The 24,574-nt window shown below is 52.3% G+C and carries 23 protein-coding genes; 7 read left to right on the plus strand and 16 right to left on the minus strand.

The annotated features are described in order from the left end of the window. Positions 1-24 precede the first annotated feature (24 nt). The 9 genes from deoA to BM231_RS09860 form a co-directional block, all read right to left on the minus strand. Entirely contained in the window at positions 25-1,341 is a 1,317-nt protein-coding gene (deoA, locus tag BM231_RS09820) for a thymidine phosphorylase (protein ID WP_063305557.1), read from the minus strand. A gap of 1 nt (position 1,342) precedes the next feature. Further along, the gene (deoC, locus tag BM231_RS09825; RefSeq protein ID WP_093519164.1) at positions 1,343-2,122 is read right to left on the minus strand and encodes a deoxyribose-phosphate aldolase; all 780 of its coding nucleotides are present in this window, start codon (positions 2,120-2,122) and stop codon (positions 1,343-1,345) included. A 14-nt stretch (positions 2,123-2,136) separates the two neighbouring features. Next, positions 2,137-2,943 (minus strand): purine-nucleoside phosphorylase, encoded by an 807-nt coding sequence (locus BM231_RS09830; protein ID WP_063286755.1) that lies wholly within the window; start codon positions 2,941-2,943, stop codon positions 2,137-2,139. 2 nt (positions 2,944-2,945) lie between these two features. Continuing rightward, a complete protein-coding gene (gene cdd / locus BM231_RS09835; RefSeq protein WP_063291339.1) occupies positions 2,946-3,350 on the minus strand; it encodes a cytidine deaminase in 405 nt (134 codons plus the stop codon). 11 nt (positions 3,351-3,361) lie between these two features. After that, positions 3,362-4,330: an ABC transporter permease gene (locus BM231_RS09840; RefSeq protein ID WP_093518897.1), complete on the minus strand. Its 969-nt coding sequence runs from the start codon at positions 4,328-4,330 to the stop codon at positions 3,362-3,364. 10 nt (positions 4,331-4,340) lie between these two features. Continuing rightward, positions 4,341-5,444 carry an ABC transporter permease gene (locus BM231_RS09845; RefSeq protein WP_093518899.1) on the minus strand — a complete coding sequence of 368 codons (1,104 nt, stop codon included), beginning with the start codon at positions 5,442-5,444 and terminating at the stop codon, positions 4,341-4,343. 61 nt (positions 5,445-5,505) lie between these two features. After that, positions 5,506-7,044, minus strand: a complete 1,539-nt coding sequence (locus tag BM231_RS09850; protein WP_093519166.1) for an ABC transporter ATP-binding protein — start codon at positions 7,042-7,044, stop codon at positions 5,506-5,508. Positions 7,045-7,350: 306 nt separating this feature from the next. Beyond that, entirely contained in the window at positions 7,351-8,349 is a 999-nt protein-coding gene (locus BM231_RS09855; protein ID WP_082596979.1) for a BMP family lipoprotein, read from the minus strand. A 69-nt stretch (positions 8,350-8,418) separates the two neighbouring features. Next, positions 8,419-9,399, minus strand: coding sequence for a sugar-binding transcriptional regulator (locus BM231_RS09860; protein WP_181951976.1), 981 nt, complete (start codon positions 9,397-9,399; stop codon positions 8,419-8,421). Positions 9,400-10,088: 689 nt separating this feature from the next. On the opposite strand from BM231_RS09860, the gene BM231_RS09865 reads away from it, so the two are divergent. The 4 genes from BM231_RS09865 to hrpB all read left to right on the plus strand — a co-directional run bounded on the left by BM231_RS09865 (position 10,089) and on the right by hrpB (position 15,205). After that, positions 10,089-10,904, plus strand: a complete 816-nt coding sequence (locus BM231_RS09865; protein WP_057464190.1) for a DUF1194 domain-containing protein — start codon at positions 10,089-10,091, stop codon at positions 10,902-10,904. 261 nt (positions 10,905-11,165) lie between these two features. Further along, on the plus strand, positions 11,166-11,594 hold the full coding sequence (locus BM231_RS09870) for a methylglyoxal synthase (protein ID WP_093518901.1): 429 nt from the start codon (positions 11,166-11,168) through the stop codon (positions 11,592-11,594). Between the two features lie 14 nt (positions 11,595-11,608). After that, positions 11,609-12,652 (plus strand): glucokinase, encoded by a 1,044-nt coding sequence (locus tag BM231_RS09875; protein WP_093518903.1) that lies wholly within the window; start codon positions 11,609-11,611, stop codon positions 12,650-12,652. 99 nt (positions 12,653-12,751) lie between these two features. Continuing rightward, complete coding sequence (gene hrpB / locus BM231_RS09880; protein WP_093518905.1) at positions 12,752-15,205, plus strand: ATP-dependent helicase HrpB; 2,454 nt, start codon at positions 12,752-12,754, stop codon at positions 15,203-15,205. Positions 15,206-15,258: 53 nt separating this feature from the next. Here hrpB and bfr read toward each other — a convergent pair whose 3' ends face one another. Then, positions 15,259-15,744 (minus strand): bacterioferritin, encoded by a 486-nt coding sequence (gene bfr, locus BM231_RS09885; RefSeq protein ID WP_093518907.1) that lies wholly within the window; start codon positions 15,742-15,744, stop codon positions 15,259-15,261. Between the two features lie 54 nt (positions 15,745-15,798). Next, the gene (locus BM231_RS09890) at positions 15,799-16,008 is read right to left on the minus strand and encodes a (2Fe-2S)-binding protein (RefSeq protein WP_063286750.1); all 210 of its coding nucleotides are present in this window, start codon (positions 16,006-16,008) and stop codon (positions 15,799-15,801) included. Between the two features lie 117 nt (positions 16,009-16,125). On the opposite strand from BM231_RS09890, the gene BM231_RS09895 reads away from it, so the two are divergent. Both BM231_RS09895 and BM231_RS09900 read left to right on the plus strand, forming a co-directional pair. Further along, positions 16,126-16,887 carry an SDR family NAD(P)-dependent oxidoreductase gene (locus BM231_RS09895; protein WP_063306316.1) on the plus strand — a complete coding sequence of 254 codons (762 nt, stop codon included), beginning with the start codon at positions 16,126-16,128 and terminating at the stop codon, positions 16,885-16,887. A 165-nt stretch (positions 16,888-17,052) separates the two neighbouring features. Beyond that, entirely contained in the window at positions 17,053-17,778 is a 726-nt protein-coding gene (locus BM231_RS09900) for a hypothetical protein (RefSeq protein WP_208860248.1), read from the plus strand. Between the two features lie 32 nt (positions 17,779-17,810). Here BM231_RS09900 and BM231_RS09905 read toward each other — a convergent pair whose 3' ends face one another. From BM231_RS09905 to BM231_RS09925, 5 genes are all read right to left on the minus strand, one after another. Then, entirely contained in the window at positions 17,811-18,611 is an 801-nt protein-coding gene (locus BM231_RS09905; protein ID WP_093518909.1) for an FAD binding domain-containing protein, read from the minus strand. A gap of 41 nt (positions 18,612-18,652) precedes the next feature. Then, on the minus strand, positions 18,653-19,150 hold the full coding sequence (locus BM231_RS09910; RefSeq protein WP_093518911.1) for a hypothetical protein: 498 nt from the start codon (positions 19,148-19,150) through the stop codon (positions 18,653-18,655). Between the two features lie 3 nt (positions 19,151-19,153). Further along, positions 19,154-21,517, minus strand: coding sequence for a xanthine dehydrogenase family protein molybdopterin-binding subunit (locus tag BM231_RS09915; protein ID WP_093519170.1), 2,364 nt, complete (start codon positions 21,515-21,517; stop codon positions 19,154-19,156). Positions 21,518-21,625: 108 nt separating this feature from the next. Then, entirely contained in the window at positions 21,626-22,114 is a 489-nt protein-coding gene (locus BM231_RS09920) for a (2Fe-2S)-binding protein (protein ID WP_093518913.1), read from the minus strand. A gap of 192 nt (positions 22,115-22,306) precedes the next feature. Further along, the gene (locus BM231_RS09925; RefSeq protein WP_093518915.1) at positions 22,307-23,008 is read right to left on the minus strand and encodes an SRPBCC family protein; all 702 of its coding nucleotides are present in this window, start codon (positions 23,006-23,008) and stop codon (positions 22,307-22,309) included. A gap of 308 nt (positions 23,009-23,316) precedes the next feature. On the opposite strand from BM231_RS09925, the gene BM231_RS09930 reads away from it, so the two are divergent. Continuing rightward, positions 23,317-24,570 carry a class I SAM-dependent methyltransferase gene (locus BM231_RS09930; RefSeq protein WP_093518917.1) on the plus strand — a complete coding sequence of 418 codons (1,254 nt, stop codon included), beginning with the start codon at positions 23,317-23,319 and terminating at the stop codon, positions 24,568-24,570. Positions 24,571-24,574 lie beyond the last annotated feature (4 nt).

A 24,574-nucleotide genomic window follows, 5' to 3' on the forward strand; every position in this document is an offset into this window, starting at 1 on the left:
GCCAGTTAATTATTGCTGCGCAGATTAAGGCGCAATACGGTCACGGATGGTGTCGAACTCTTTGACGTCCGCTGCAGAACCGAAGGTGTAAGCATCACGCAGAACTTTCTCTGCACGCTCTACCTGATCTTCGGTGTGTGCGTGGATGACGGCGATTGGAGTTTCGCTGTCTACGGACGTACCAACACCAGCGATGTCTGTGAGACCTACAGCAGGATCGATTTCATCCGCTGCGGCACGACGACCACCACCAAGTTCAACAACTGCGAGACCAACTGCACGTGCATCAACACCAGTCACCAAAGATGCTTCTGGTACATGGATTGCGCGCTGGATCGGAGCCTTTGCAAGGTATGCTTCCGGCTTCTCCATGAAGTCATTTGGACCGCCGAGTTCACCGACCATCTTGCCGAAGAGTTCAGCTGCCTTACCGGAGGTGAAGGCTTCTTCCATCTTCTTCTTACCGTCATCAACGCTGTCAGCAAGACCTGAGTTGGCAAGACCTTCTGCACCAATTGCAACGGTCACGTCCCACAGACGATTGTCAACGTGGGTGCCTTTCAGGAAGTCTACAGCGTTCTGAACTTCGATCGCGTTACCAGCTGCAGATGCCAGAGACTCGTTCATATCTGTGAGCAATGCGGTGGTTTTAAGACCTGCACCGTTTGCAACAAGAACGAGACTTTCAGCCAGAGCTTTGGCGTCTTCGTAGTTCGCCATGAATGCGCCGGTGCCCCACTTCACGTCGAGAACCAGAGTTTCAAGGCCAGCTGCCAGCTTCTTGGACAGGATGGACGCGGTGATGAGATCAATGCTCTCAACAGTCGCGGTCACGTCACGGATACCGTAGAAGCGCTTGTCAGCAGGTGCGAGGTCACCAGTCTGGCCGATGATCGCACAACCAACTTCACGAACAACCTTGCGGAACAGTTCGTTGGATGGTTTTGCGGAGTAGCCAGGGATGGTTTCCAGCTTATCCAGAGTACCACCGGTGTGGCCGAGGCCGCGACCGGAGATCATTGGAACAGCAGCACCGTTTGCAGCAAGTGCAGGTGCGAGCATCAGAGAAACGTTGTCGCCAACACCACCAGTGGAGTGCTTGTCAACGATTGGTGCGCCGATGTCGGACCAGTCGAGAACGTCACCGCTGTCACGCATGCCGAGTGTCAGAGCAACACGCTCATCAACACTGAGACCCTGGAAGAACACAGCCATTGCCAATGCAGCAACCTGTCCTTCTGTTACGCTGTTATCAGTGATGCCCTTTACAAAGAACTGAATTTCTTCAGCTGTCAGGACTTCGCCTTCACGTTTCTTACGAACGATTTCTTGAGGAAGCATATCAGTAGGTCTCTTTAGTGTCGTTATCACGGCCTTCGATGCCAGCGAGCACTGCATCAAGCAGGCCACTTGCGCCGAAACGGAACGTTGCTGAGGATACCCAGTTGCTGCCCATCAAGTCGTCAGCTAGCTTCAGGTATTCAGCTGCTTCTTCTACAGTGCGCACACCACCAGCTGGCTTGAAGCCAACGACACGGTGATCTTCTTTAGACGTTTCACGCAGCACGTTGAGCATGATTTCCGCAGCTTCGAGAGTCGCGTTGACTTCTACCTTACCTGTTGAGGTTTTGATGAAGTCTGCGCCCTGTGCAATTGCAATTTCAGAAGCCAGGTGGATCAGACGAGGATCTTTCAGCTCACCGGTTTCAAGGATAACCTTGAGCTGTGCTGGAGCAGGAATTGCTCCACGAACCTGTTTGATCTGGTCTTCGGCGAAACCACGACGGCCTTCTGCGAATGCGCGATATGGCATGACGAGATCAACTTCGTCCGCGCCGTCAGCAACAGCCTTTTTGGTTTCTTCGATCACTGCTGCTGTGTCTTCACCGCCAGCCGGGAAGTTTACAACGGTTGCGATGCGAACCGGAGAGTTCTTCAGCAATTCAGCTGCCTGCTTAATAAAGCGAGGCCAGATGCAGATGGCTGCAGTATGCCCGTAAGGTGTAGAAGAGCGCTCAATAAGTGCTGCTACATCTTCTGCGGTGCAGTCATCGTTCAGGTTGGTTAGATCGATAAGTCCGAGAGCACGCTTTGCTGTTTCTTTTATAGATGCTTCAGTCATTTTGCCAATTTCCTTCAAGCCATGTTTTTGAGGAAGGCACGCAAAATCTTTTTGATCTTGGCCGCTCCAAGCGGGGCCATTTCCTTGGTTTCATCATGAGAGAGGCCGTGGGCTTGTAGGCCAGCTCCCATATTGGTGATGGTGGAGATTGCTGCGACGCGCATGCCGAGGAAGCGAGACATAATCACTTCCGGTACGGTGGACATGCCAACGGCATCAGCACCGAGCACCTGAGACATGCGAATTTCTGCCGGAGTCTCGAAAGACGGGCCGGAGAACCACATGTAGACGCCCTCTTCGAGGTCTTCACCAGTTTCAGCAGCTGCTTTTTTGAGCTGCTCGCGAAGCTCTGGGTCGTATGCGGCGGAAAGATCGAGGAAACGACTCTCATCTTCTTCGCCGATGAGCGGGTTCAGACCAGACCAGTTGATATGGTCGTTGATCAGCATTGGAGAACCCGGCTTGATATTTTCACGCAGGGAGCCTGCAGCGTTGGTTGCAACGATTGTGTCACAGCCAAGTGCCTTGAGGGTCTCAAGCGGAGTGCGCATCACGGATGGGTTGCCGCTCTCATAGTAGTGTGCGCGACCGGACAGAATAACGACCGGAACACCTTCCAGAGTGCCTGCAACCAGCTCACTTGCGTGCGCGGTAACAGAAGAAACAGGGAAACCAGTGAGACGGTTGTAAGACACACGAACCGCGTCTTCCACTTCGTCAGCCAGAGAACCCAGACCAGAACCGAGGATCATCCCAACTTTATAATCACCTGGGCGAGCAGCGCGTACAATTTCCGCTGATTCCTTACCAAATCCGCTCATAATCAATCCTCAATCTGTTCATTCAATTCAAAGCCAGCAGGCAGCAGTTCTTCCATGGTGAAGGTTTTACGCAGACCTTCGAGGTTCGCGACATGGATTTTGATCTGCTTGTTGCTTGCAAATTCAGAAAGTTTTTGACGACACCCACCGCATGGTGTGCACAGCGCGGCGTCTGCCAGCACTACAACTTCATTGATCTTGGTGGAGCCACCGCGGATCATTGCCGCGATTGCTCCGCCTTCAGCACAGGTGCCTTCCGGGTAGGCGCCGTTTTCGACGTTACACCCGGAGACGACTTTGCCATCAGAGGTGAGCAATGCAGCGCCCACCTTGAAGTTGGAGTATGGCGCATAGGCGGTTTCTCGTGCCGCCTTTGCTTCTTCAAAAAGCTTGTCAAATGCGCTCATTATTATTGTCCTTATGTACGCTCTTTAACATATGGGATACCAGATGCTTTCGGTGGGATTGCGCGACCGATAAAGCCGGCAAGAAGAACCACAGTCAGCACGTAAGGCAGAGCCTGGAAGACCTGAACAGGCACTTCACCAATTCCAGGAATTTCCTGGCCCTGAAGACGGATTGCCAATGCATCTAGGAAACCAAAGAGAAGGCAGGTGAACATGGCGTTCACTGGCTTCCACTTTGCAAAGATAAGAGCTGCCAGAGCAATAAAGCCCTTGCCCGCACTCATATCTTTAATAAATCCGGCGCCCTGAGCAACAGACAGGTAAGCACCAGAGAACCCGCAGAGAATACCACAAATGATTGTCGCACGGTAACGTAGCAGTGTTACTGATAGACCTGCTGTATCAGCTGCGGAAGGGTTCTCGCCTACTGCGCGAAGACGCAGACCAAAGCGGGTTCTGAAAATGATCCACCAGGTCAACGGTACGGCAGCGAAAGATGCGTAAACCAGAATGTTGTGACCGGAGATCAGATTGGCATAGATCGGACCCAGCACAGGCACGTTTGCCAGAGTGTCAGCGAATGGCAGCGTGATGCTTTCAAAGCGGGTTGCCGGAGACAGAGCCGGTGTTCGTCCACCTTGAGAGAACCATGCCTGACCCAGCAATACGGTCAGACCAGCTGCAAGGAAGTTGATCGCCACACCGGAAACCACCTGGTTACCGCGTTGGCTGATAGATGCATAACCGTGCACCAATGCCAGCATAACGGAAACCATGATACCCGCCAGAAGGCCGATCCACGGGCTCTGGAAGACGTAGGCTGCGGCTGCGGCAGCAAAAGCTGCGCCGAGGATCTTACCTTCCAGACCGATATCAACGATACCGGAACGCTCTGAAAACAGGCCAGCAAGGCACGCAAACAGAAGAGGAGTTGACAGGCGGAATGTGCTGTCGAGAACAAGAATGATTGTGTCTAACATGTCCGTCTCCCTATGCTTCTGCTGTGTCAGAAGAGAAGCGATCGAAGAACGCTACGACTGCTGGGCGGAACATATGCTCAAGAGCACCAGCGAAGAGAATAACCAGGGCCTGAATGACCACGATCATGTCGCGTGAGATTGTTGGGATTTCGAACGCCAGCTCTGCGCCGCCCTGATAGAGCAGGCCAAAGAGCATGGAGGCGAGAATAATCCCGATCGGATGCCCTCGTCCCATCAACGCCACCGCGATACCAACGAAGCCAGCACCACCTGCGAAGTCGAGAAGCAAGCGTGTCTGCTCACCCATCACAACGTTGATGCCCATCAAGCCAGCAAGAGCACCGGAAATCAGCATGGTTACAACAGTAATGCGAACCGGGGAGATACCAGCGTAGGCTGCTGCATCCGGGTTTGCACCGAAGCTGCGGATTTCATAGCCAAGTTTGGTGTGCCAGATAAGAAGCCAAACCACCACGCAAACAGCAAGAGCGAGGAAGAACGCCAGGTTCACAGGAGACTGACCGAAATCGAAGCTTGTGAAGACGTTTCTGAGCAGAGGAAGTTGACCGCCAGCCTCGAAGTTACGAGAGGATGGGGACATCGTGCCCTGAGGGATCAGGATGTTAGACAGCAGGTACACCATCAACGCGGATGCGATGAAGTTGAACATGATCGTCGTAATAACGATGTGAGAGCCGCGCTTTGCCTGCAGGTATCCCGGAATGAATGCCCAGGCTGCACCGAATACAGCACCACCGATAATCGCGAATGGGAACGTCACCCACCATGGAACAAAGCGGTCCATGGCGAGACAGACCAGAGCGATACCCAGACCGCCGACATAGGCCTGACCTTCACCACCAATGTTAAACAGACCAGCATGGAAGGCGACTGCCACTGCCAGGCCGGTAAAGATAAAGTTTGTAGCGTAGTACAGTGTATAGCCGATGCCTTCACCGTACCCCAGAGCGCCCCAGACGAGCCACTTAACGGCTTCGAACGGATCTTCGCCGATTACTACAACAACCAAGCCAGAGATGATGAATGCCGCGAGCAGGTTGAGGGCCGGTAAAACACCGTAGTCAACCCAACGAGGAAGTTGCCCCTTACTCATTTCTGTGTTCCCCCAAATGTCAGGTCAAAGCAAATTTTGTTGTTAAACAGGGAGTTCATGATCATTCTGCTGCCTCTTGATTGACACCAGCCATGAGAAGACCAAGATCCTGCTCTGTTGCTTCTGGCCCGCGTTCACCAACCACGTTGCCATCAAACATGACAATGATGCGGTCGGAGAGTGAACGAATTTCTTCAAGCTCCACGGATACAAGAAGGACAGCTTTGCCCTGCGCGCGCATGTCCATGATCCGGTTGTGGATGTACTCAATCGCACCAATATCAACACCACGTGTCGGCTGACCAATCAGAAGAACGTCCGGGTTGCACTCAATTTCACGTGCCAGAACGATTTTCTGCTGGTTGCCGCCAGAGAACTTTGCAGCTGTCATTTCGGTGGTTGGAGGGCGAATGTCGTATTTCTCGATGCGTTCCTTAGCTTCCTTGCGGATCGCATCTTTATTGAGGAACATACCTTTTGAGTACTTCGGTTCGCGGTGATACCCGAGAATGGAATTCTCATATTCTGCGAACTTGTTGACCAGCCCCATCCGGTGGCGGTCTTCAGGTACGTGGCTCATTCCTTTGGTGCGCATTTCAGCTGCATCATGTGCCTCTGAAAGATCCAGCTTCTCGCCTGACAGCTCCATCTTGCCGCTTTCAGCACGGGTGATGCCGGAGAGAGCTGCGAGGAGTTCAGACTGACCGTTACCGGAAACGCCTGCGATACCAAGAACTTCACCTGCACGCACTTCGAAGGACACATCCTTCACACGCAGAACACCACGGTCGTCTCTGACATTGAGGCCTTCCACTTTGAGGAGAGGCTTGCCAACTTCAACTTCGGGCTTGTCCACTTCAAGAAGAACGCTGCGACCAACCATAAGTTCAGCCAGTTCTTCCATAGAGGTTTCTGCAGTTTTGCGAGAAGCGACCATTTCACCACGACGCATCACGGAGACCGTATCGGTCACATCCATGATCTCACGCAGTTTGTGGGTGATCAGCAGAACTGTTTTACCCTGATCGCGCAGCACACGAAGAATGCGGAAGAGGTGATCAGCTTCAGATGGTGTCAAAACACCTGTCGGCTCATCAAGAATGAGAATGTCTGCACCACGGTACAGAGCTTTCAGGATCTCTACTCGCTGCTGCAAACCAACTGGCAACTCACCCACGACTGCGTCCGGGTCAATTGTCATGTCGTATTCGTCTGCCAAACGCTTAAGTTCGCGACGTGCGTTTGCTACACCATCTTTCAACAGTGCGCCGCCCTCAGCGCCAAGAATAACGTTTTCTAGAACTGTGAATGGATCGACGAGCATAAAATGCTGGTGCACCATACCGATGCCCTGCGCAATCGCGCTCTTCGAATCAGGAATAGTGGTTGTCTTGTCATCGATCTTAATTGTTCCGCTATCGGCATGGTAAAAACCGTAGAGGATCGACATCAAGGTGGACTTGCCCGCTCCGTTCTCACCAATGATGCCGTGAATGGACCCTTTTCCTACAACAAGGTCAATGTCCTTGTTGGCTTGAACAGGCCCAAAACTTTTACTTACGCCAATTAACTCGATGGCAGGTACATTGCTTTCAGCCACTGTTGCCCGGCCTTTCTGGTCTATCAAATCAATAACTTGCGCATCAATCTCGTTCCTGCTTTCGAAGTACACCGTTTCAAAAGCGTTGCCCCACCCCCAGGAGAAGCAGAGAACAGATCCCAATGCAGTTATCCTCGTTTCCCCCTCAACCTTCGCTCCCAAAGGCTGAAAACTCTACTCGGGCTACAGGGGCGCAAGTCCCTCATAAATCCCTTCAAGACTGAAAGTCTGGAAGGAGTGGTCGTTCCGAAGAACCACCGTAAGCGAAAATGCCCACACCAGATAGTGCGGGCACTTTTCATTAAATTAGAACGGGCAGGAAGAATCCACCATGTAATCGTGAACTTCTACTTTGCCAGAAATAATATCCATCTTTGCCTGTTCAACTGCAGACTGCATTTCTGCTGTGATGAGAGGCTTGTTATACTCGTCGTATGACCAGGAAACACCATTTTCGGCAAGGCCGAGAACTTCAACACCTGAAGTCCACTTGCCTTCTTTAGCGTCTGTCAGCGTCTTATCGACAGCAACATCTACCGCTTTGATCATGGAAGTCAGAACAGAACCCGGATGCAGGTGGTTCTGGTTGGAATCCACACCGATGCCCAGCTTGCCTTCATCAGCTGCTGCCTGAAGAACGCCAGTGCCGGTCAGGCCTGCTGCATGGAACACAACATCTGCGCCACGCGCGAACTGTGAACGAGCAAGTTCACCACCTTTGAGTGGGTCAGTCCATGCTGCGCCGGTGGTTCCGGTCATGTTTTCAATGATTTCAATGTCAGGCTTCGCGTATTTCGCGCCCTGTTTGTAACCACATGCAAACTTGCGGATCAGCGGAATGTCCATACCGCCAACAAAACCAATGGTGTCGGATTCAGTTGACATTGCTGCCAGAAGACCAACGAGGAATGAACCTTCACCTTCTTTGAAGACAATGGAACGTACGTTTGGCAGGTCTACGACGGAATCAACGATTGCGAAGTGCGTGTCAGGAAATTCCTTAGCAACTTTCTCCAGTGCAGCTGCCTGAGCGAAACCAATCGTGATGATTGGATCGAGACCACGTCGCGCGAAGTTACGCAGAGCCTGTTCACGCTGAGATGGATTCTGGATCTCAAAATCGCGGAACTTGATGCCTGTGCGTTCTTCGAACTGCAACGCGCCTTTGTAAGCAGCTTCATTGAAAGACCGGTCATTACGACCGCCGAAATCATAAACGACTGCGGGCTTGAAAGTTTCTGCCATAGCTCCAGTCGTCATGACTGCTGCTAAAGCAACTGCACCGAGGATTGTTGTGGTTTTCACGGTTTCTTCCTTATTATATCTTCCCGTAGAGCGGAAAGGACTCTCCCTTAAGAAGAACAGACTCCCAACTTATGTCGTTGCTTCGAGCTCGTTCTCTTTCAGCAGGCCAGCGAGTTCTCTGGCCAAAACCTCATCGATGATCAGATCCTTGATGATGCCGGTCGCCAATGCTGCCAGTGTTGCTTTCGCCTTGCGGTAACCGCCAACGATCGCGACAACATGCGCCTTACGGACGTCATCAAAGTGCAATCCAACTGCTTTTTCGTTTAGAGAACAGGACACTTCGTTGCCGTCAATGTCGACGAAGCGGCCCATCACGTCAGAACACGCACCGCTTTCCAGCAGCTCTTCACGTTCTTCGGAGGTAATCAGCTTGCGTTGTACAAGGTGGCCTTCCTTCTCAACGGACCCGATGCCGATGATGAAGAGTTCTGCGGCCTTCGCTCTTGCGAGCAACTCCTGAACAGCGCCCTGAGACACAAAGGTGTCTCTTTCTGCTTTGGTTTCAGCAATATAAGGAACAGGAAGATAGAAACCTTCACCGCCTGTCTTCGCACATAGCTGCTGCACAACATCATACGGGTTGGCAGAAAGACGACGGGTGAGCGAGCCGGATACGGACAGCAGCTCAAGCTCAGGAAGGTGAACACGAGGCATTGCCTCGATGGTGGACTGGAGCGTGCGCCCCATACCTACGCCAATGCGCTTAGGTGGATTCGTTGTAAAAAGTGAATGAAGGTATTGGCCAGCAAAAGATGAAACTGCAGTGAAAGAGTCTGTTTCGTCACCGCTGCCAAGATCTGGAGCAATAAAGCAATTTTCCAGATTCATTCGCTTACAGAGAAATTGTTCTAATTCAACGCATTCAGAAGGCCGGGCTTCGATATGAAATTTTATCAAGCCTTCTTTTTGAGCATGTGCTATTAGGCGATGAACTTTTGCAGGAGAAACCCCAAGGCGGCCAGCAATCTCTCCCTGAGTGCTTCGGCCAATGAAAGACATCCAAGCGGCCCTAATGGCCAAAGATGTGGTCCATTCGTCTGCCTTCATGGTCTAGCCTCTTATATTCCTATATGGCTTTCTGGAAATACCTCCAGAATCCATTCCCAATTTTCCTACCGAAATGCTCAGTTTCAGAGCTTCTGAGCACTCCCCCAAATCAGAGAAGAATATTTCTTCACCACGTGAGAAATATTTCAAACACACATTTGCATTAGGTGAAACGGAAGGTCAAGGAAATAAACCGCGCGATTTGCAGAATCTTATTGCTAGCTAACTAAACCACTGTTTTTGCCATACTAATAAAATCAAATAGTTTCAGTTCAAGTACTTGCGGAAATTACTTAGGTTACGACTCACGTCTCAGGTCAAATTCGCAAAGCGATCATGAAGAAATTAATCAACTTTATGTAACATTTGATCAACTCTCAATATTTGTAAAATAAACAAAATATTTTCAACGCACTAACTGGCACAACATTTGTCGCCGCAAAATCTTCAGATTGCGTTTACTGGCAAATCAAACAGTTATTTTCCGCAGAGCCAGCTTAATACAACCCTATATATATCAATGCTAGTGAATGGTCTTCCACATTCATGGATGACCGTGGGAATACTATGGATGTAACCTGTTTTCGTTAGCTCAGTGCCGATTGCAGCAAAATAAAAAAATTGAGGCGGGGAGGTCCGTGACCGGGACACCCTGAACCTTGCAAAAAAGGAGGCTGAAAATGCGGCCCATGTGCACAAAACCCCTCACTGCGATTGCGGGCGCATTCGCACTTGGTGGTTTCTTGTTTTCTACCCCCATCCTGGCAACTTCCAATACTCATGCATCTTTGAACTTCGATATGTCCAAGGAGGTGGACCTTGAACTGGTTCTGGCCGTGGACATTTCTCAAAGTATGGATCCAGAGGAACAGCGCATTCAAAGAGAAGGGTATGTTGCAGCACTGACATCTGACGAGGTGCTTGATGCGATCAAATACGGCCCCATCGGTCGCATTGCTGTTGCCTACATGGAGTGGGGTGGCAAAGACGAGCACTTTGTTGTTGCGGACTGGACCATTATTTCGGACGAGGCAACTGCGGGTAAGTTTGCAGGCAAGATTGCCGAGGCCCCGTTGCGCCGGGTGCAACGTACTTCCATCTCCTCCGCGTTGACACAGGCGGTCAATCTGGTCATCGCAAACGAATACAACGGCATGCGTCAGGTCATCGACATCTCCGGCGATGGACCGAACAATCAGGGCAGTGCGGTTACTGAAGCGCGTGATGCTGCAATCGCGCAGGGAATGACAGTCAACGGCCTGCCTTTGATGCTGAAGGAAGAAAGCATTTCGTGGCAGTCCATGCTGCATCTGGACCATTATTACGAAGACTGCGTTATTGGTGGTCCTGGAGCCTTTTCGATTCCAGTCCGCTCCAAGGAAGGCTTCAGTGATGCCATCCGCATGAAGCTTGTGCTGGAGATTGCGGGCCTTGTTGACGACAAACCCAAATTCATCCGCGCTAAGTCACGCAGAGATATGGTCATGTGCTCTTTGTTTGACTGATGCTGCGATCTCCGAAAAGTTTCGGAAACCTGTGTATGACCTGCTGCCGTTTGTCCCCGCTCAAATATCAGGCACAAACGGCGCAAGTTGACTCTTTCAAAGCCTGTCAAGACGCGCTAAAGGATAAGTAATCCCAAGAGACTTAGAGCATGCCGTGCACAGTTTCAGGCAAGCTCTAAGTTTTTGTTTCTGCGTGTCCCTCTCCGAAAAACGGAACCACCTTTCAGGGATGCGCTCCAGCGACGTGTTGACGGAGCCCAAATGACCGAGCGTAGAACTCTCGCCCTTATCGCCCACGATGCCAAAAAAGACGAAATGGTCGCGTTTGCCAAATTGCACGAAAGCAAACTCGCTGACTATAAGCTCTTTGCGACAGGGACAACGGGTGGCCGTATTCAGGATGCATGCCCATCTCTGGATGTAGAACGCATGAAAAGCGGCCCGCTTGGTGGTGACCAGCAGATTGGCGCAATGATTGCTGACCGCGCGCTGGATGGCCTGTTCTTCTTTGTCGATCCCCTCTCCCCAATGCCGCATGATGTGGATGTGAAAGCATTGATGCGCCTGGCGCTGGTCTACGATATTCCTATGGCGTTGAACCGTAGTACTGCAGACATTATTTTGCGCTCTGCACGCCTGGCGGGGCTTTCTACGTCCTCGCAAACACCAGAAATTTCCAGCCAATCATAAAGTCACACTCATACATGCTGCACTCTGCTCCGCTTTCAAGAAACCTACCCTACCCGGTCCTTGTCGCTGACATCGGCGGCACGAATGCTCGCTTTGCGCTTATCGAAGGCCCCAATGAGCCTACCAAGCTTTGTGGTCAGGAAGGTACGAAGGCGCATGCAACCATTCAGGATGCCATTCGTGCCGGAGTTTTGGAACAAGGCTACGCTGCACCTCGGTCTGCGGTGTTGGCTGTTGCTGCTCCAGTTTCCAGCGACCGGATCGCGCTGACCAATGCAAGCTGGGTGATTGAGCCCCCTGCCCTTATTAAAGAGCTCGGGCTGGAGCAGGTTGTCATTCTCAACGACTTTGAAGCACAGGCGCTTGCCTTGCCTTCCCTCTCACCAATGGATGTTGATCAGGTGGGCGGAGGCGTAGCTGATCAGAACGCAACCAAGTTTGTTGTTGGACCGGGTACTGGCCTTGGTGCAGGTGCAATGATCCGCTCCTGCGGAAAATGGATTCCCGTTCCTGGTGAAGGTGGTCATGTTGAGCTTGGCCCCCTGAGTGAGGAAGAATACCGCATTTGGCCGCATATCGAGCGCATTGGCGGGCGCGTTGGTGCTGAGCAGGTTGTCTGTGGTGCCGGCCTTGTGCGCCTTGCTAAGGCTGTGCTGCAGGCTGATGGGGTGCATCGTACTTATGAGAAACCATCTGATGTGCCTTTAGCGGCAGATGATGGTGATGAGGTCGCGCAGAAAGTGCTGCGATTGTTCTCTGCTGCACTTGGCCGTGTTGCGGGGGACTTCGCGATCACCAATCTTGCACGTGGCGGTGTGTATCTGGCAGGCGGCATTCCGCCGAAGATCTCGCATTGGCTGCATGGTGGTGAGTTCCGTGCTGCTTTTGAGGCGAAGGCACCGCATGAAGGCATCATGAAGTCTATTCCGACTTACATCATCACACATAAGAGCCCTGCCCTTGAAGGCCTTGCAGCTTATACCCGTGCACCTGATGATTATCTGGTAGACCTGACTGGCCGCAGTTGGCACTGCAAAGACACCAAGGCCCCGGAGTAGCACCGAGCCCAAATTCCAATTTGACTGGAAGCAGCTTTGCATAGATTAAGGTCTGTGGAGCTGCTTCCTCTTTTTTGACGCCTACATTTTGCGGAGCCCATGACGTCTTCCTCTTTGCCAATCGAAGCGATCTTGCCAGATTTGCTCTCTGCTCTTGAGCAAAACACCAATGCGGTTCTTGTTGCCGAACCGGGCGCGGGTAAAACAACCCGTGTGCCGCTGGCTCTGCTGGATGCTCCATGGCGAGGCGATGGTAAGATCATCGTGCTGGAGCCTCGGCGCCTTGCAGCGCGTGCTGCTGCGCGGCGTATGGCCCATACGCTGGGTGAGAGCGTTGGCGAGACGGTTGGTTACCGCGTGCGCATGGACAGCAAGGTTTCGGGCAAAACCCGCATTGAGGTGGTGACTGAAGGCGTCTTCACTCGCATGATCCTTGATGACCCTGAGCTTTCCGGTGTGGCTGCGGTTCTTTTTGATGAATACCATGAACGCTCCATGGACGGAGATCTTGGTCTGGCGTTTGCTTTGGATGTTCAGGAAGCTTTGCGCGACGACCTGCGCATTGTGCCGATGTCTGCAACACTGGATGCGGCTGAAGTTTCCAAGCTTCTGGATGATGCACCAATCCTGAAGAGTGAAGGCCGGCAGTATCCGGTTGAGACGCGCTACATTGGCCGTGATCCGCGTGGAAGGCTGGAAGATCAGGTGGCGCGGGCTGTTCGTTCAGCATTAACTGAAGAGACAGGCTCTGTGCTTGTATTCTTGCCGGGCCAGGGTGAGATCAAGCGCACGCAATCCTTGTTAGAAGGACGCGTTGCTGCTGATGTGAGCATTGCTCCTCTTTATGGCGCTTTGGATAGTAAAGCGCAGGATCTGGCTGTTCGTCCTGCCAAGCCCGGTCAGCGAAAAGTGGTGCTGACCACAGCCATTGCGCAGACATCCCTGACCATTGAGGGCGTGCGTATTGTGATTGATGCGGGTCTTTCCCGTGTGCCGCGTTATGATCCTCAAACAGGACTGACACGTCTTGAGACCGTGAAGGTTTCTCGTGCAACAGCGGGACAGCGTAAAGGGCGCGCGGGCCGTGTGGAATCAGGCATTTGTTATCGGCTTTGGGAGGAGGCACAGACGAAGGCTCTGCCTGCTGCTGAAAAACCGGAGATTCTGGAGAGTGATCTTTCTGGATTGGTGCTTGATGTCGCCAATTGGGGTGTTTCTGATCCCGCTCAGCTGAAGTTCATGACACCGCCACCCGCCGCTGCTTGGTCTGAAGCTAAAGAGCTGCTCGAAGAACTAGACGCTCTGGATGCAGATGGCGGCCTGACCAAAGCTGGGCGTGATCTTGCTGGACTACCGCTGCACCCTCGCCTTGGACACATGCTGGTGCAAGCGAGGCAAGAGGGACAAGCGGAGCTGGCATCGCTGATTGCCGTGATAATTGGTGAACATGGTTTGGGCGGTCGATCGACTGACTTGCGAGATCGCTTACGCCGCTTGATGCAAGACCAGAGTCCACGAGGCAAAGAAGCCCGTGCACAAGCCAAGCGCTGGGTGAAACTTGTTGGCGGACGCTCCTCTGAGCGTGCCAATTTTGAGGATGCGGGCGATATCCTGAGCCTTGCTTATCCTGACCGTATCGCACAGCAACGCGGCGCACGAGGAAGTTTCCGCCTTGCCAATGGGCGTGGAGCTCAGCTGGAAGAGAGCGAAGCGCTGTATGCCGAGAAGTTCCTGTGTGTTGCCGAAGTCACAGGAACAGCCGCCCGCGCACGCATTTTGCTGGCGGCGCCACTTTCCTTCAGTGAACTCGAAGCGCGCTTTGCCTCGCACATCCGCGAGAAGGAGCAGGTGCAGCTGATGCCAGACGGTGCCATCAAAGCGGTTCGGCAGCGGGTCCTTGGCAAGTTGGTGCTGAACGAGAAGAAAATCTCTGATCCTGATCCGGAAGCGATCATCGACGCGTTGTTGGAACAGATTGCCCGCAAAGGCGCAGCCCGTCTGCCATGGAACAAGGATCAACTACGTTATCGCGGGCGCGTATCTTATCTGCGCGAGACGGCAGGCAAGGAATGGCCGGATCTGAGTGACAAGGGTCTGGATGCTGACTTTGAATGGCTGCGTCCGTTCCTTGCAGGGAAGACGGCTTTGTCTCAAGTGAGTGCGGGGACGTTGGGGGACGCGCTTGCAACGCTGGTTCCCTGGGAGTTGAGTTCGGAACTGGACAATCTGGCGCCATCGCACTTTGTCGTACCCACCGGGTCACGCATTCCGATTGATTATGACGGCGAACAAGGGCCGATGCTTTCCGTTCGTGTACAGGAACTGTTTGGCCTTGCCGATCACCCAAGCATTTGCGGTGGAAGAGTTCAGTTGGTGCTGCAACTGCTCTCCCCTGCCCAGCGGCCTATTCAGATCACCAAGGACCTACCTGGGTTCTGGCAAGGATCCTGGGCGGATGTGAAGGCTGATATGAAGGGGCAGTATCCTAAACACCCGTGGCCGGATAATCCGCTGGATGCGGAAGCCACGCGCCGGGTGAAGCCGCGCAAATAAAAAGCCGAAGAGCAAAATGCTCTCCGGCCTTCTAAAACTCATACGTGAAAAGCTTATTCGCCTTCGTTTGCAGGAGTTGCCTGCAACAAGCCGTAGCGCTCGACGCCGATCTTTTCCAGAAGTTCCAGCTGGGTTTCGAGGAAGTCGATGTGACCTTCTTCGTCTGCCATCAGGTCTTCAAAAAGCTTCATGGTGACGTAATCACCTTCGTCGCGGCAAACTTCGCGTGCTTCTTTGTAAAGTGCACGAGCGGAGTATTCACCTGCCAGATCGCATTCAAGGCATTCCTTGAGGTCCTGACCGATGCGCAGCGGATCGAGTGTCTGCAGATTCGGGTGGCCTTCGAGGAAAATGATACGCTCGATAAGCTTATCGGCGTGTTCCATTTCCTCAATGGATTCTTCACGTTCTTTCTTTGCAAGCTTTGTGAAGCCCCAGTCTTCAAGGAGACGGAAGTGCAGCCAGTATTGATTTACTGCGGTCAGCTCATGGCGTAGAGCCTTGTTGAGATATTCCAGTACTTTAGGTTCACCCTTCATGTCACTCTCTCCTTGACAAATTGAGGTATTGACCTTTTTTAGAATAATTCCAAGTTACTGTCCAGAGTCATCTTTAACTTGTTCAGCCTCAGCGTATACAACTTCGATGATGCTTTTAAAGCAACCACCACATTTTGGCCTGTACCCAAGGTGACGAAATACCGCGCCCGGAGTGGGGACTCCCCCCTCAGGATTCTCGCAAAGCTCACGTGCAGCTTGTTTTATTTGTTTGTCATTAATGACGTTGCAGTGACAAATGATCATTGTTGGTTGCTTTCGGGCTCCCAATTTCGCTTGCAAAGCATTATATAAACAGTAGATCTTTTAAAACTAGAGAATAATACTCCAGTTTCCTGCAGTCCTATCACGAGCAAAGCCCCTATGAACACCAACCAAACGACGAAGGATCTCCGCAAGACAATCGTCTTAACGGGCGCAAGCCGTGGAATCGGCCACGCAACCGTAAAGAAATTTTCTTCAGCGGGTTATCGGGTCATTAGCTGTTCCAGACAACCGTTTTCTGACAAATGCCCTTGGCCATCCGGGCCGGAAGACCACATTGAAGTGGATTTGGGCGATGCAGATAATCTGGAAAACGCCGTTCTCCAGATCAAAGAGCGTCTGAAAGACAATGGCTCCATGCTTCATGCCCTCGTTAACAATGCGGGTATCAGCCCGAAGGACGAGGAAGGCCAACGCCTCGATTCCCTAACGACCCCAATGCAAACATGGCGAGATGTGTTTCAGGTAAACTTCTTCGCGCCAATTATGCTGGCCCGTGGTTTGTTTGAAGAGCTGAAGGCTGCCAGAGGCTCCGTTGTGAATGTCACGTCTATCGCTGGTAGTCGTGTGCACCCGTTCGCCGGAACAGCTTATGCGACCTCCAAGGCGGCTCTTGCTTCCCTGACGCGCGAGATGGCTGCTGACTTTGGGCCGCACGGCGTTCGTGTGAATGCGATTGCTCCGGGTGAAATCGATACTTCGATTCTCTCACCTGGTACCGAGAAAATCGTCGAGACCATTCCGATGCGCCGTCTGGGCAGCACCACAGAAGTTGCAGACACCATCTACTTCCTGTGCTCTGCTCCATCTTCTTACGTGACAGGCGCTGAAATACATATCAACGGCGGTCAGCACGTATAAACGCGTTCTTATGTGAAACGTGAAAGGGGCGCTTTGGGCGCCCTTTTTTGTTGCCAGCTTGCGTGCTGAAGAGCGCCAATCATTGGCAATATTCCTTAGCTCTTTTTTATTGATCCTCTGATTTAATTAGCTGGTTGCATCAAGAAGTGTTGGGGGATCAAACACATGCCAGCGGTCAACTTAAAGAGGGTGCCCGTCGTTTTGTACGGCATGGTATTTCTGATTGTGCTGCTCGGCATTGTTCAGCAGGTGTTCGTTGATACCATTGGCATTGAAACGCCTTTGAAAGACCTGCGGCATATTTCTCTCGATGAAGAACTCAACCTCGGCGCATGGTTCTCTTCCATGGTGATGGTTTGTATTGCTGGTCTAACTGCTGTGATCGGCATCATTGAACGACATTCCAAGAAACCACAAAATTGGCCCTACTGGATGGTGCTCGCCTTTGGTTTTCTCTACATGTCCGTTGATGAGAACATCGCAATCCATGAAGTCACAATCGATCCACTACGCAATGCGTTTGACCTGAGTGGTGCCTTTTACTTTGCGTGGGTGCTGCCTGCTGTGGTTCTGGTTGGAACGCTAGGCCTCGTTTATCTGCGCTTTCTCATAAGGTTACCACAACGGTTCGCTGTTCTGTTTGTTGTGTCAGGCAGCGTTTATCTTGCAGGCGCGATTGGCTTTGAGATGCTGGGAGCCATGTTTGCTGGCAGCGAAGGCTATGATGCGCTTGGCTACAAGATCTTCTACATTTTGGAAGAGACGTTTGAACTGATCGGTCTGACGACTTTTCTCTCTGCCCTGCTCGCCTATCTAGGTGAGATTCACCAGTATGCAGCGATTACATTCCAGCGGACGATCCAGGCTGGTTATGTAAAAGCAGGGGAATGAGGAGAAGGGACAAAGCCCCTTCTCCCAATGCGTTAGCTGGATGCCGCGACAGCACGCTTTGCCATGACCGTCACCAGATTGGCGCGATAGGCAGCGGTGCCATGAAGGTCTGAGAGCATGTTGTCAGCAGATGGTGCCATGCCAGCAACAGCATCAGCAGACCAGTTGCCATCCAGAGCTTTTTCCATGTCAGGCATGCGGAAAACACCATCCTGACCTGCACCTGTCACAGCTACGCGAGCACCCGCTCCCGTCTTTGCTACAAAGACGCCAGCCATTGCATAGCGAGAGGCTGGATTTGGGAACTTCGCGTATGCAGTGTTCGATGCGACCGGGAAAACAACTGCTGTCACGATCTCATCTTCATCCAGCGCTGTTTCGAACATACCGGTGAAGAAGTCCTGCGCAGAAAACTCACGCTTGTTGGTCTCAATGGTAGCCCCAAGAGCCAGCAAAGCTGCGGGATAATCCGCTGCCGGGTCATTGTTGGCGACGGAGCCACCAATGGTGCCCATATGGCGGACATGCGGATCACCGATGGTGCCTGCCAGATCAGCCAGTCCAGGAAGGACAGCCTTGATATCCTCACTGGCAGCGACATCTGCATGACAAGTTGCTGCACCGATGCGGATTGAACCATCAGCCTGCTTCACAATACCGGAGATCTCCCCGATATGGCGCAGATCGATCAGATCACTTGGTGCAGCAAGACGTTGCTTCATGGTTGGGATCAAGGTCTGACCACCAGAGAGCAATTTGCCGTCATCAGCGTTTTTCAGCATTGCCGCTGCATCTGACACCGTCGATGCGCGATGATATTTGGTCTCGTACATTTTTAGCCTCCCATCCCCTAAAAGGGTCTTTGGCAGAGTTGCTATGAGTTTAATTCGGATAATTCAGTTTTCGGGTACGGAATAGCTTCCAGATCAGAAAAGAAAATCTTGCGATTTTGCTCACCGTGGATCAGTTGGCCAAGCCTTGCAGCTCTTTCAAACAGAACTGAGGCTTCACCCTCTTCCCCTGCCAGTAGTGTGGCGCGTGCCAGAAGTTCAGAGGCATAGGCGTGGTCAAAGTCTGCCATATCCTCTTGATGAACCTCTGTCAGATCCATGGTCTGCCGAGCGTAACGCATTGCTGCTTCACGGTTTCCGAGCAGAACATGGACACGACCCACGAGCCACAAGCCACGTTGGTGATGGACTTTAGTTCCGGCCTGGAGCCAGTGCCATAGGCTGGCGTGCGCAACATGGAGCATCTCGTCATTTTCCTCGGGCGAGCGGCTCTCATTTTCCAAGAGAGCCCATGCACGCTGATTGAGTTCGATGGCGATGAACTTGTGATCCAATGTCGATTTAGCGCCAGCCTGTGCCATTGACTACTCCGCTGCCTCCTTCATGCCGTTGTCCTGAATGAGCTGCCAGACGCGGTTTGGCGAGGCAGGCATATTCATGTCACGAATGCCAAGGGCGTCCGTCACGGCGTTGATGACAGCAGGTGGAGACCCGATCGCGCCAGCCTCACCGCACCCCTTCATGCCGAGCGGATTGCCCGGGCATTCCGTGACTGTGGTTTCCAACGTGAAGGATGGTACATCATCCGCACGCGGCATGGTGTAATCCATGTAGGATGCTGTAAGCAGCTGACCATCTTCGTCATACTGGGTGTGTTCCAGCATGGCCTGACCAATGCCCTGTACCAAACCACCGTGCACCTGACCTTCCACAATCATCGGGTTGATGATGGTGCCGAAGTCATCAGCTGCAACAAAGTTCTCAATGGAAACAACGCCCGTATCCGGATCAACTTCGACCTCACAGATGTAACACCCTGCAGGGAACGTGAAGTTGGTTGGATCGTAGAACGCGCCTTCTTTCAGGCCCGGCTCCATGCCTTCTGGCAGGTTGTGGGCTGTGTAAGCTGCCAGAGAAACTTCGGTGAAGGTGAGTTTCTTATCGGTTCCGGTGACTTTCAGTTCACCGTTCTCGATTTCAATATCGCCTTCCGACGCTTCCATCAGGTGTGCAGCGATCTTCTTTGCCTTGGCTTCGACCTTGTCGAGTGCCTTAGCAATTGCGGACATGCCAACGGCGCCAGAGCGGGAGCCATATGTACCCATGCCCATCTGCACTTTGTCGGTGTCACCATGCACAATGGAGATGCTCTCCGTTGGCAAGCCAAGACGGTCGGAGACCAATTGAGCAAATGTGGTTTCGTGACCCTGACCATGGCTGTGCGACCCAGTCAGAACCTCAATGGTTCCAACGGCATTCACACGAACCTCGGCAGATTCCCAAAGCCCCACACCAGCGCCAAGTGAGCCGACAGCCTGAGATGGCGCGATACCGCAAGCCTCAATATAACAAGACATGCCTATGCCGCGAAGCTTGCCAGCAGCTTCAGACTGAGTGCGACGCTGAGCAAAACCGTCATAATCAATGGCCTTCATGGCTGCATCAAGAGAGGCTTCGTAATCACCTGCATCATAAGCCATGATCACTGGTGTTTGATGCGGGAACTCACGCACAAAGTTGATGCGGCGGAATTCAGCTGGCGCCATGCCAACTTCTTTCGCAGCCGTTTCCATCATGCGTTCAACCACATAGGTTGCTTCTGGACGCCCTGCACCGCGATACGCATCCACCGGAGTGGTGTTGGTGTAGACCGCTTTCACATTCGCGTAGATGTTTGGAATGTTGTACTGACCCGACAATAGCGTCGCGTACAGATAGGTTGGTACAGAAGATGAGAACAGAGACATGTAAGCGCCAAGGTTGGCGACTGTCTTCACGCGGAAACCGGTGATTTTGTTGTTCGCATCAAGAGCCAGTTCTGCGGTGCTGTGGTGATCACGACCATGGGCATCTGTCAGGAAGGCTTCTGTGCGGTCAGAGGTCCACTTGACTGGACGGCCAACACGCTTTGTTGCCCAAAGACAAGCGATCTCTTCTGGGTAGATGAAGATCTTGGAGCCAAAGCCGCCGCCAACATCCGGCGCAATCACACGTAGCTTGTTCTCAGGAGCCACGTTGTAAAACGCGGAGAGTACCAAGCGTGCCACATGCGGGTTCTGAGATGTGGTGTAAAGCGTGTAATGCTCTTCTGACGGGTCAAAATGCGCCAGAGCAGAGCGTGGTTCCATCGGATTTGGAACAAGACGGTTGTTGTCAATGTCCATCCGAGTGACGTGCGCAGCGTTTGCAAACGCTTCGTCCGTCGGAGCTTCCTCACCGATCTCCCAATCGTAGATGAGGTTGCCAGCGGCTTCCGGATGGAGCTGTGGTGCGCCATCTTTCAGAGCATCAAGGCTGTCAACGACAGCTGGCAGGTCTTCATATTCCACCACAACAGCTTCTGCTGCATCACGGGCCTGCTGCTGAGTATCAGCAACAACAACTGCGATGGCCTGACCGACATAACGGACTGTTTCCGACTCCAAAGCACGGTAGGCGCCCATGTTCATTGGAGAGCCATCTTTGGAATGGATCATCCATCCGCAAATGATGTTACCGATGCCGTCTGCAACCAGCTGATGTCCATTCAAAACCGCATCAACACCCGGCATTTTCATCGCATCATCTGTGTTGATGGACTTGATACGAGCATGAGCGTGTGTTGAGCGGACGAACGCAGCGTGACCCATGCGTTGCATGGTCATGTCATCTGTGTAGCGGCCATTTCCGGTAATAAATCTTTTGTCTTCTTTGCGCAGCACTCGTGCGCCGATTCCTTCTGCTGTCATTTCCATCCCCTCTCGGAAGGTTGACTTCAGCAACTGTTCATAGGCTCCAGCAGTGCAACGCACCTGAAATAAGGTGCAGCTGGATCAATGATCAGTTGAATTTCCGAATTATTCTGCGGCTTCGAGAACTTCGGCCATTTCGTCAGCAGCAGCTTTGATTGCCTTGACGATGTTGTGGTAGCCGGTGCAGCGACAGATGTTGCCTTCCAGCTCATGGCGGATTGTTTTCTCGTCCAGATCTGTACCCAGGCGATCAATCATATCGATTGCAGACATGATCATGCCAGGGGTGCAGAAACCGCACTGAAGGCCGTGGTTTTCCTTGAAGGCTTTCTGCATGATGTGCAGTTGGCCATTTTGGGAAACGCCTTCAATTGTGGTGACAGCAGAACCAGTTGCCTGAACAGCAAGCATACTGCAGGACTTAACCGCTTTACCGTCCATGTGCACAAGACATGCACCACACTGTGAGGTGTCACAGCCTACGTGTGTTCCGGTCAGTCCCTGATTTTCGCGCAGAAATGTAGACAAAAGAGTGCGGTCTTCGACCTCACCAGAAATCTGCTTTCCATTCACCGTCATAGAGACAGTCGTCATGGTTTTCCTCCCTCAAGAAAGCCTGCAATTTCGCGTCCGCAGACTATGAAGCCAACAGCCTTGGTCAGGATCTCCCGTCCTATCAAGGCAGTTGGTTGTAATTTAGGCCGTTGGCCTTGTTATTCGGCGGGGCCGTTAGCTTACAAAACGCCCTCTCGCACCTTGCAATCTCCGGCCGCCAAATTTCTAGTTTCAAAGCAACCAATAAAGAGCAATCAAAACAACCAGAGCCAGAAGGCCCCAACCCAGCGGACCACCTAAGAATCCTTTGCCCGCTGCAACTTCTACCTTCTCCTCAACGTCTTTGACCGCATCTTCCAACGCATGTTCAGCATCAGCCATGGCTTCAACTGATCCTTCGATGGCGTGCTCGTTTGCGATAGACTTGGCTTCCTCAATCAGTCCCTGATCCAGCTCGACAGCTTCTAGTGGCTCGTCCGTACCTGCCACTGGAGTCCCGCCTAATTCACGGTTCAGATTCGAGAAGAATTCCTCAGCCATCTTTTTGGCAGTCGAGTCGATCAACCGGTTTCCCAATTGGGCAAGTTTACCGCCGACCTTTGCATTAACCTCATAACTCAGAAGAGTGCCATCCCCACTCTCTGACAGGGTTACATCTGCTGAGCCCTTCGCAAACCCTGCAACACCACCCTTGCCTTCGCCGGAGATTTTGTAGGAGTTTGGCGGGTTCAGTTCGGAGAGAGTTACTTCTCCTTTGAACTTGGCTTTAACTGGTCCCACTTTCGCTGTGACCGTGGCATTCATCTCAGTGTCGGAGGTTTTTTCCAGACTATCGCAACCGGGAATACACTTTTTCAGCAATTCAGGATCATTGAGAGCTTCCCAAACCTTTTCCTGACTCGCAGGTATTTGCTGCTCTCCAGACATTTCCATGGATTGGCCCCCTCGTTCTTTTCAGTGCTTCCTTTAGGTAGGCTCCACGCCTTAAAGTCACTTTTGCATTCCACATCATGTAGATTGGACTTAAATCGAGGGAAAAGACAAGTACCTCTCGTGTTAAAATTGTCATGGATGCTCAAAACTTCTTTTCAGAACACAACGACGTTTTATACGTCCTGCGTTATGCTGGTGTTTCCACGCTGTGGATACTCACTTAACGGTAAAGAGCTTGTTTTGCGCTAAAGCGTTGACCCGAGGCCCGCATCGCCTTAATGCCTTTTCATTAAATAAACGAATTCAGCGTGAGGCATTGTCTCGCGTTTGTGCGCAGAAAATCAAAGGCAACATCCTTGAGCAAATCACCCAAAGGCGGTGCTCCACGAGCCCGCAATGCGCAATCCAAAAAAGGCGGGGCACGGAAGGACAATGGTCCAAAGCGTGGTTTTTCTGCCAAACGCGATACCCGAGATAATCGGGACCAGAGAGAGGCGCGTAACCCCCGCGACACTCGTGGTGGCAAGAAAGACAGCGTAGCTGCAGCTCGCCCGAACCGACGCGAGCAAATGCGCAGTGCTCCAGCCACGACAGTTGTTGAGCCAATCGTGCGCGAACACAAGCCAACATCTGCCCGCTTTACAACACCTGCCAGCGTTCTGCCTGTGATGGTGGAAATGAACGGTTGGGACGATTATGCCCTACTGGATATGGGACATGGACAAAAGCTTGAACGCTATGGCCGCTATAAGCTTATCCGTCCTGAAGCACAGGCCATGGGCGCTCCTCGCCTGCCTGAAAGCGAATGGAAAAGCGCGGACGCGATCTTTACTGGTGATGTAGAGGAAGAAGGTCCGGGTCGCTGGAAGTTTGCCAATCAGGTTGATGAGATCTGGCAGATGAAATACGGCCCTGCCACGTTTAACGGGCAGTTCATGTCTTTCCGTCATGTGGGCGTGTTCCCTGAACAGGCTGCACACTGGGACTGGGTTGGTGAGCAGATCAAAAAAGTAGATCGCCCGCTCAAAATTCTCAACCTGTTTGGATACACAGGAATGGCTTCGCTGCTGCCTGCTGCTCTTGGCGCACAAGTCACTCATGTCGATGCTTCTAAAAAGGCCATCGTCTGGGCACGTGAGAACCAGGAATTATCCGGTCTGGAAGATAAGCCAATTCGCTGGATCTGTGACGACGCCATGAAGTTTGTGGAGCGGGAAGTGCGCCGCGGAAACACCTATGACGGCATTATCCTCGATCCGCCGAAATATGGCCGCGGCCCGAATGGAGAGGTCTGGGACTTCTTTGAGAGCGTGCCGCACATGTTGGCGTGCGTGCGAAAGCTGCTCTCACCCAATGCACAGTTTCTGCTGATGTCTAGCTATGCTATTCGCGCCAGCTTCCTGTCTTCTCATGAGTTGATGAGGGAATGCCTTGACGGCCTGCCGGGCACGATTGAATCTGGCGAACTGGCTATTCGCGAACTTGATGGACCACGATTGCTCTCAACCTCCCTATTCAGCCGGTGGAGCGCACCTGATAACAATAAGGCTGAGGGAGCATAACCCG

This window comes from Pseudovibrio ascidiaceicola (genome assembly GCF_900114245.1).
In the GTDB taxonomy this organism is placed as follows: Bacteria; Pseudomonadota; Alphaproteobacteria; order Rhizobiales; family Stappiaceae; genus Pseudovibrio; species Pseudovibrio ascidiaceicola.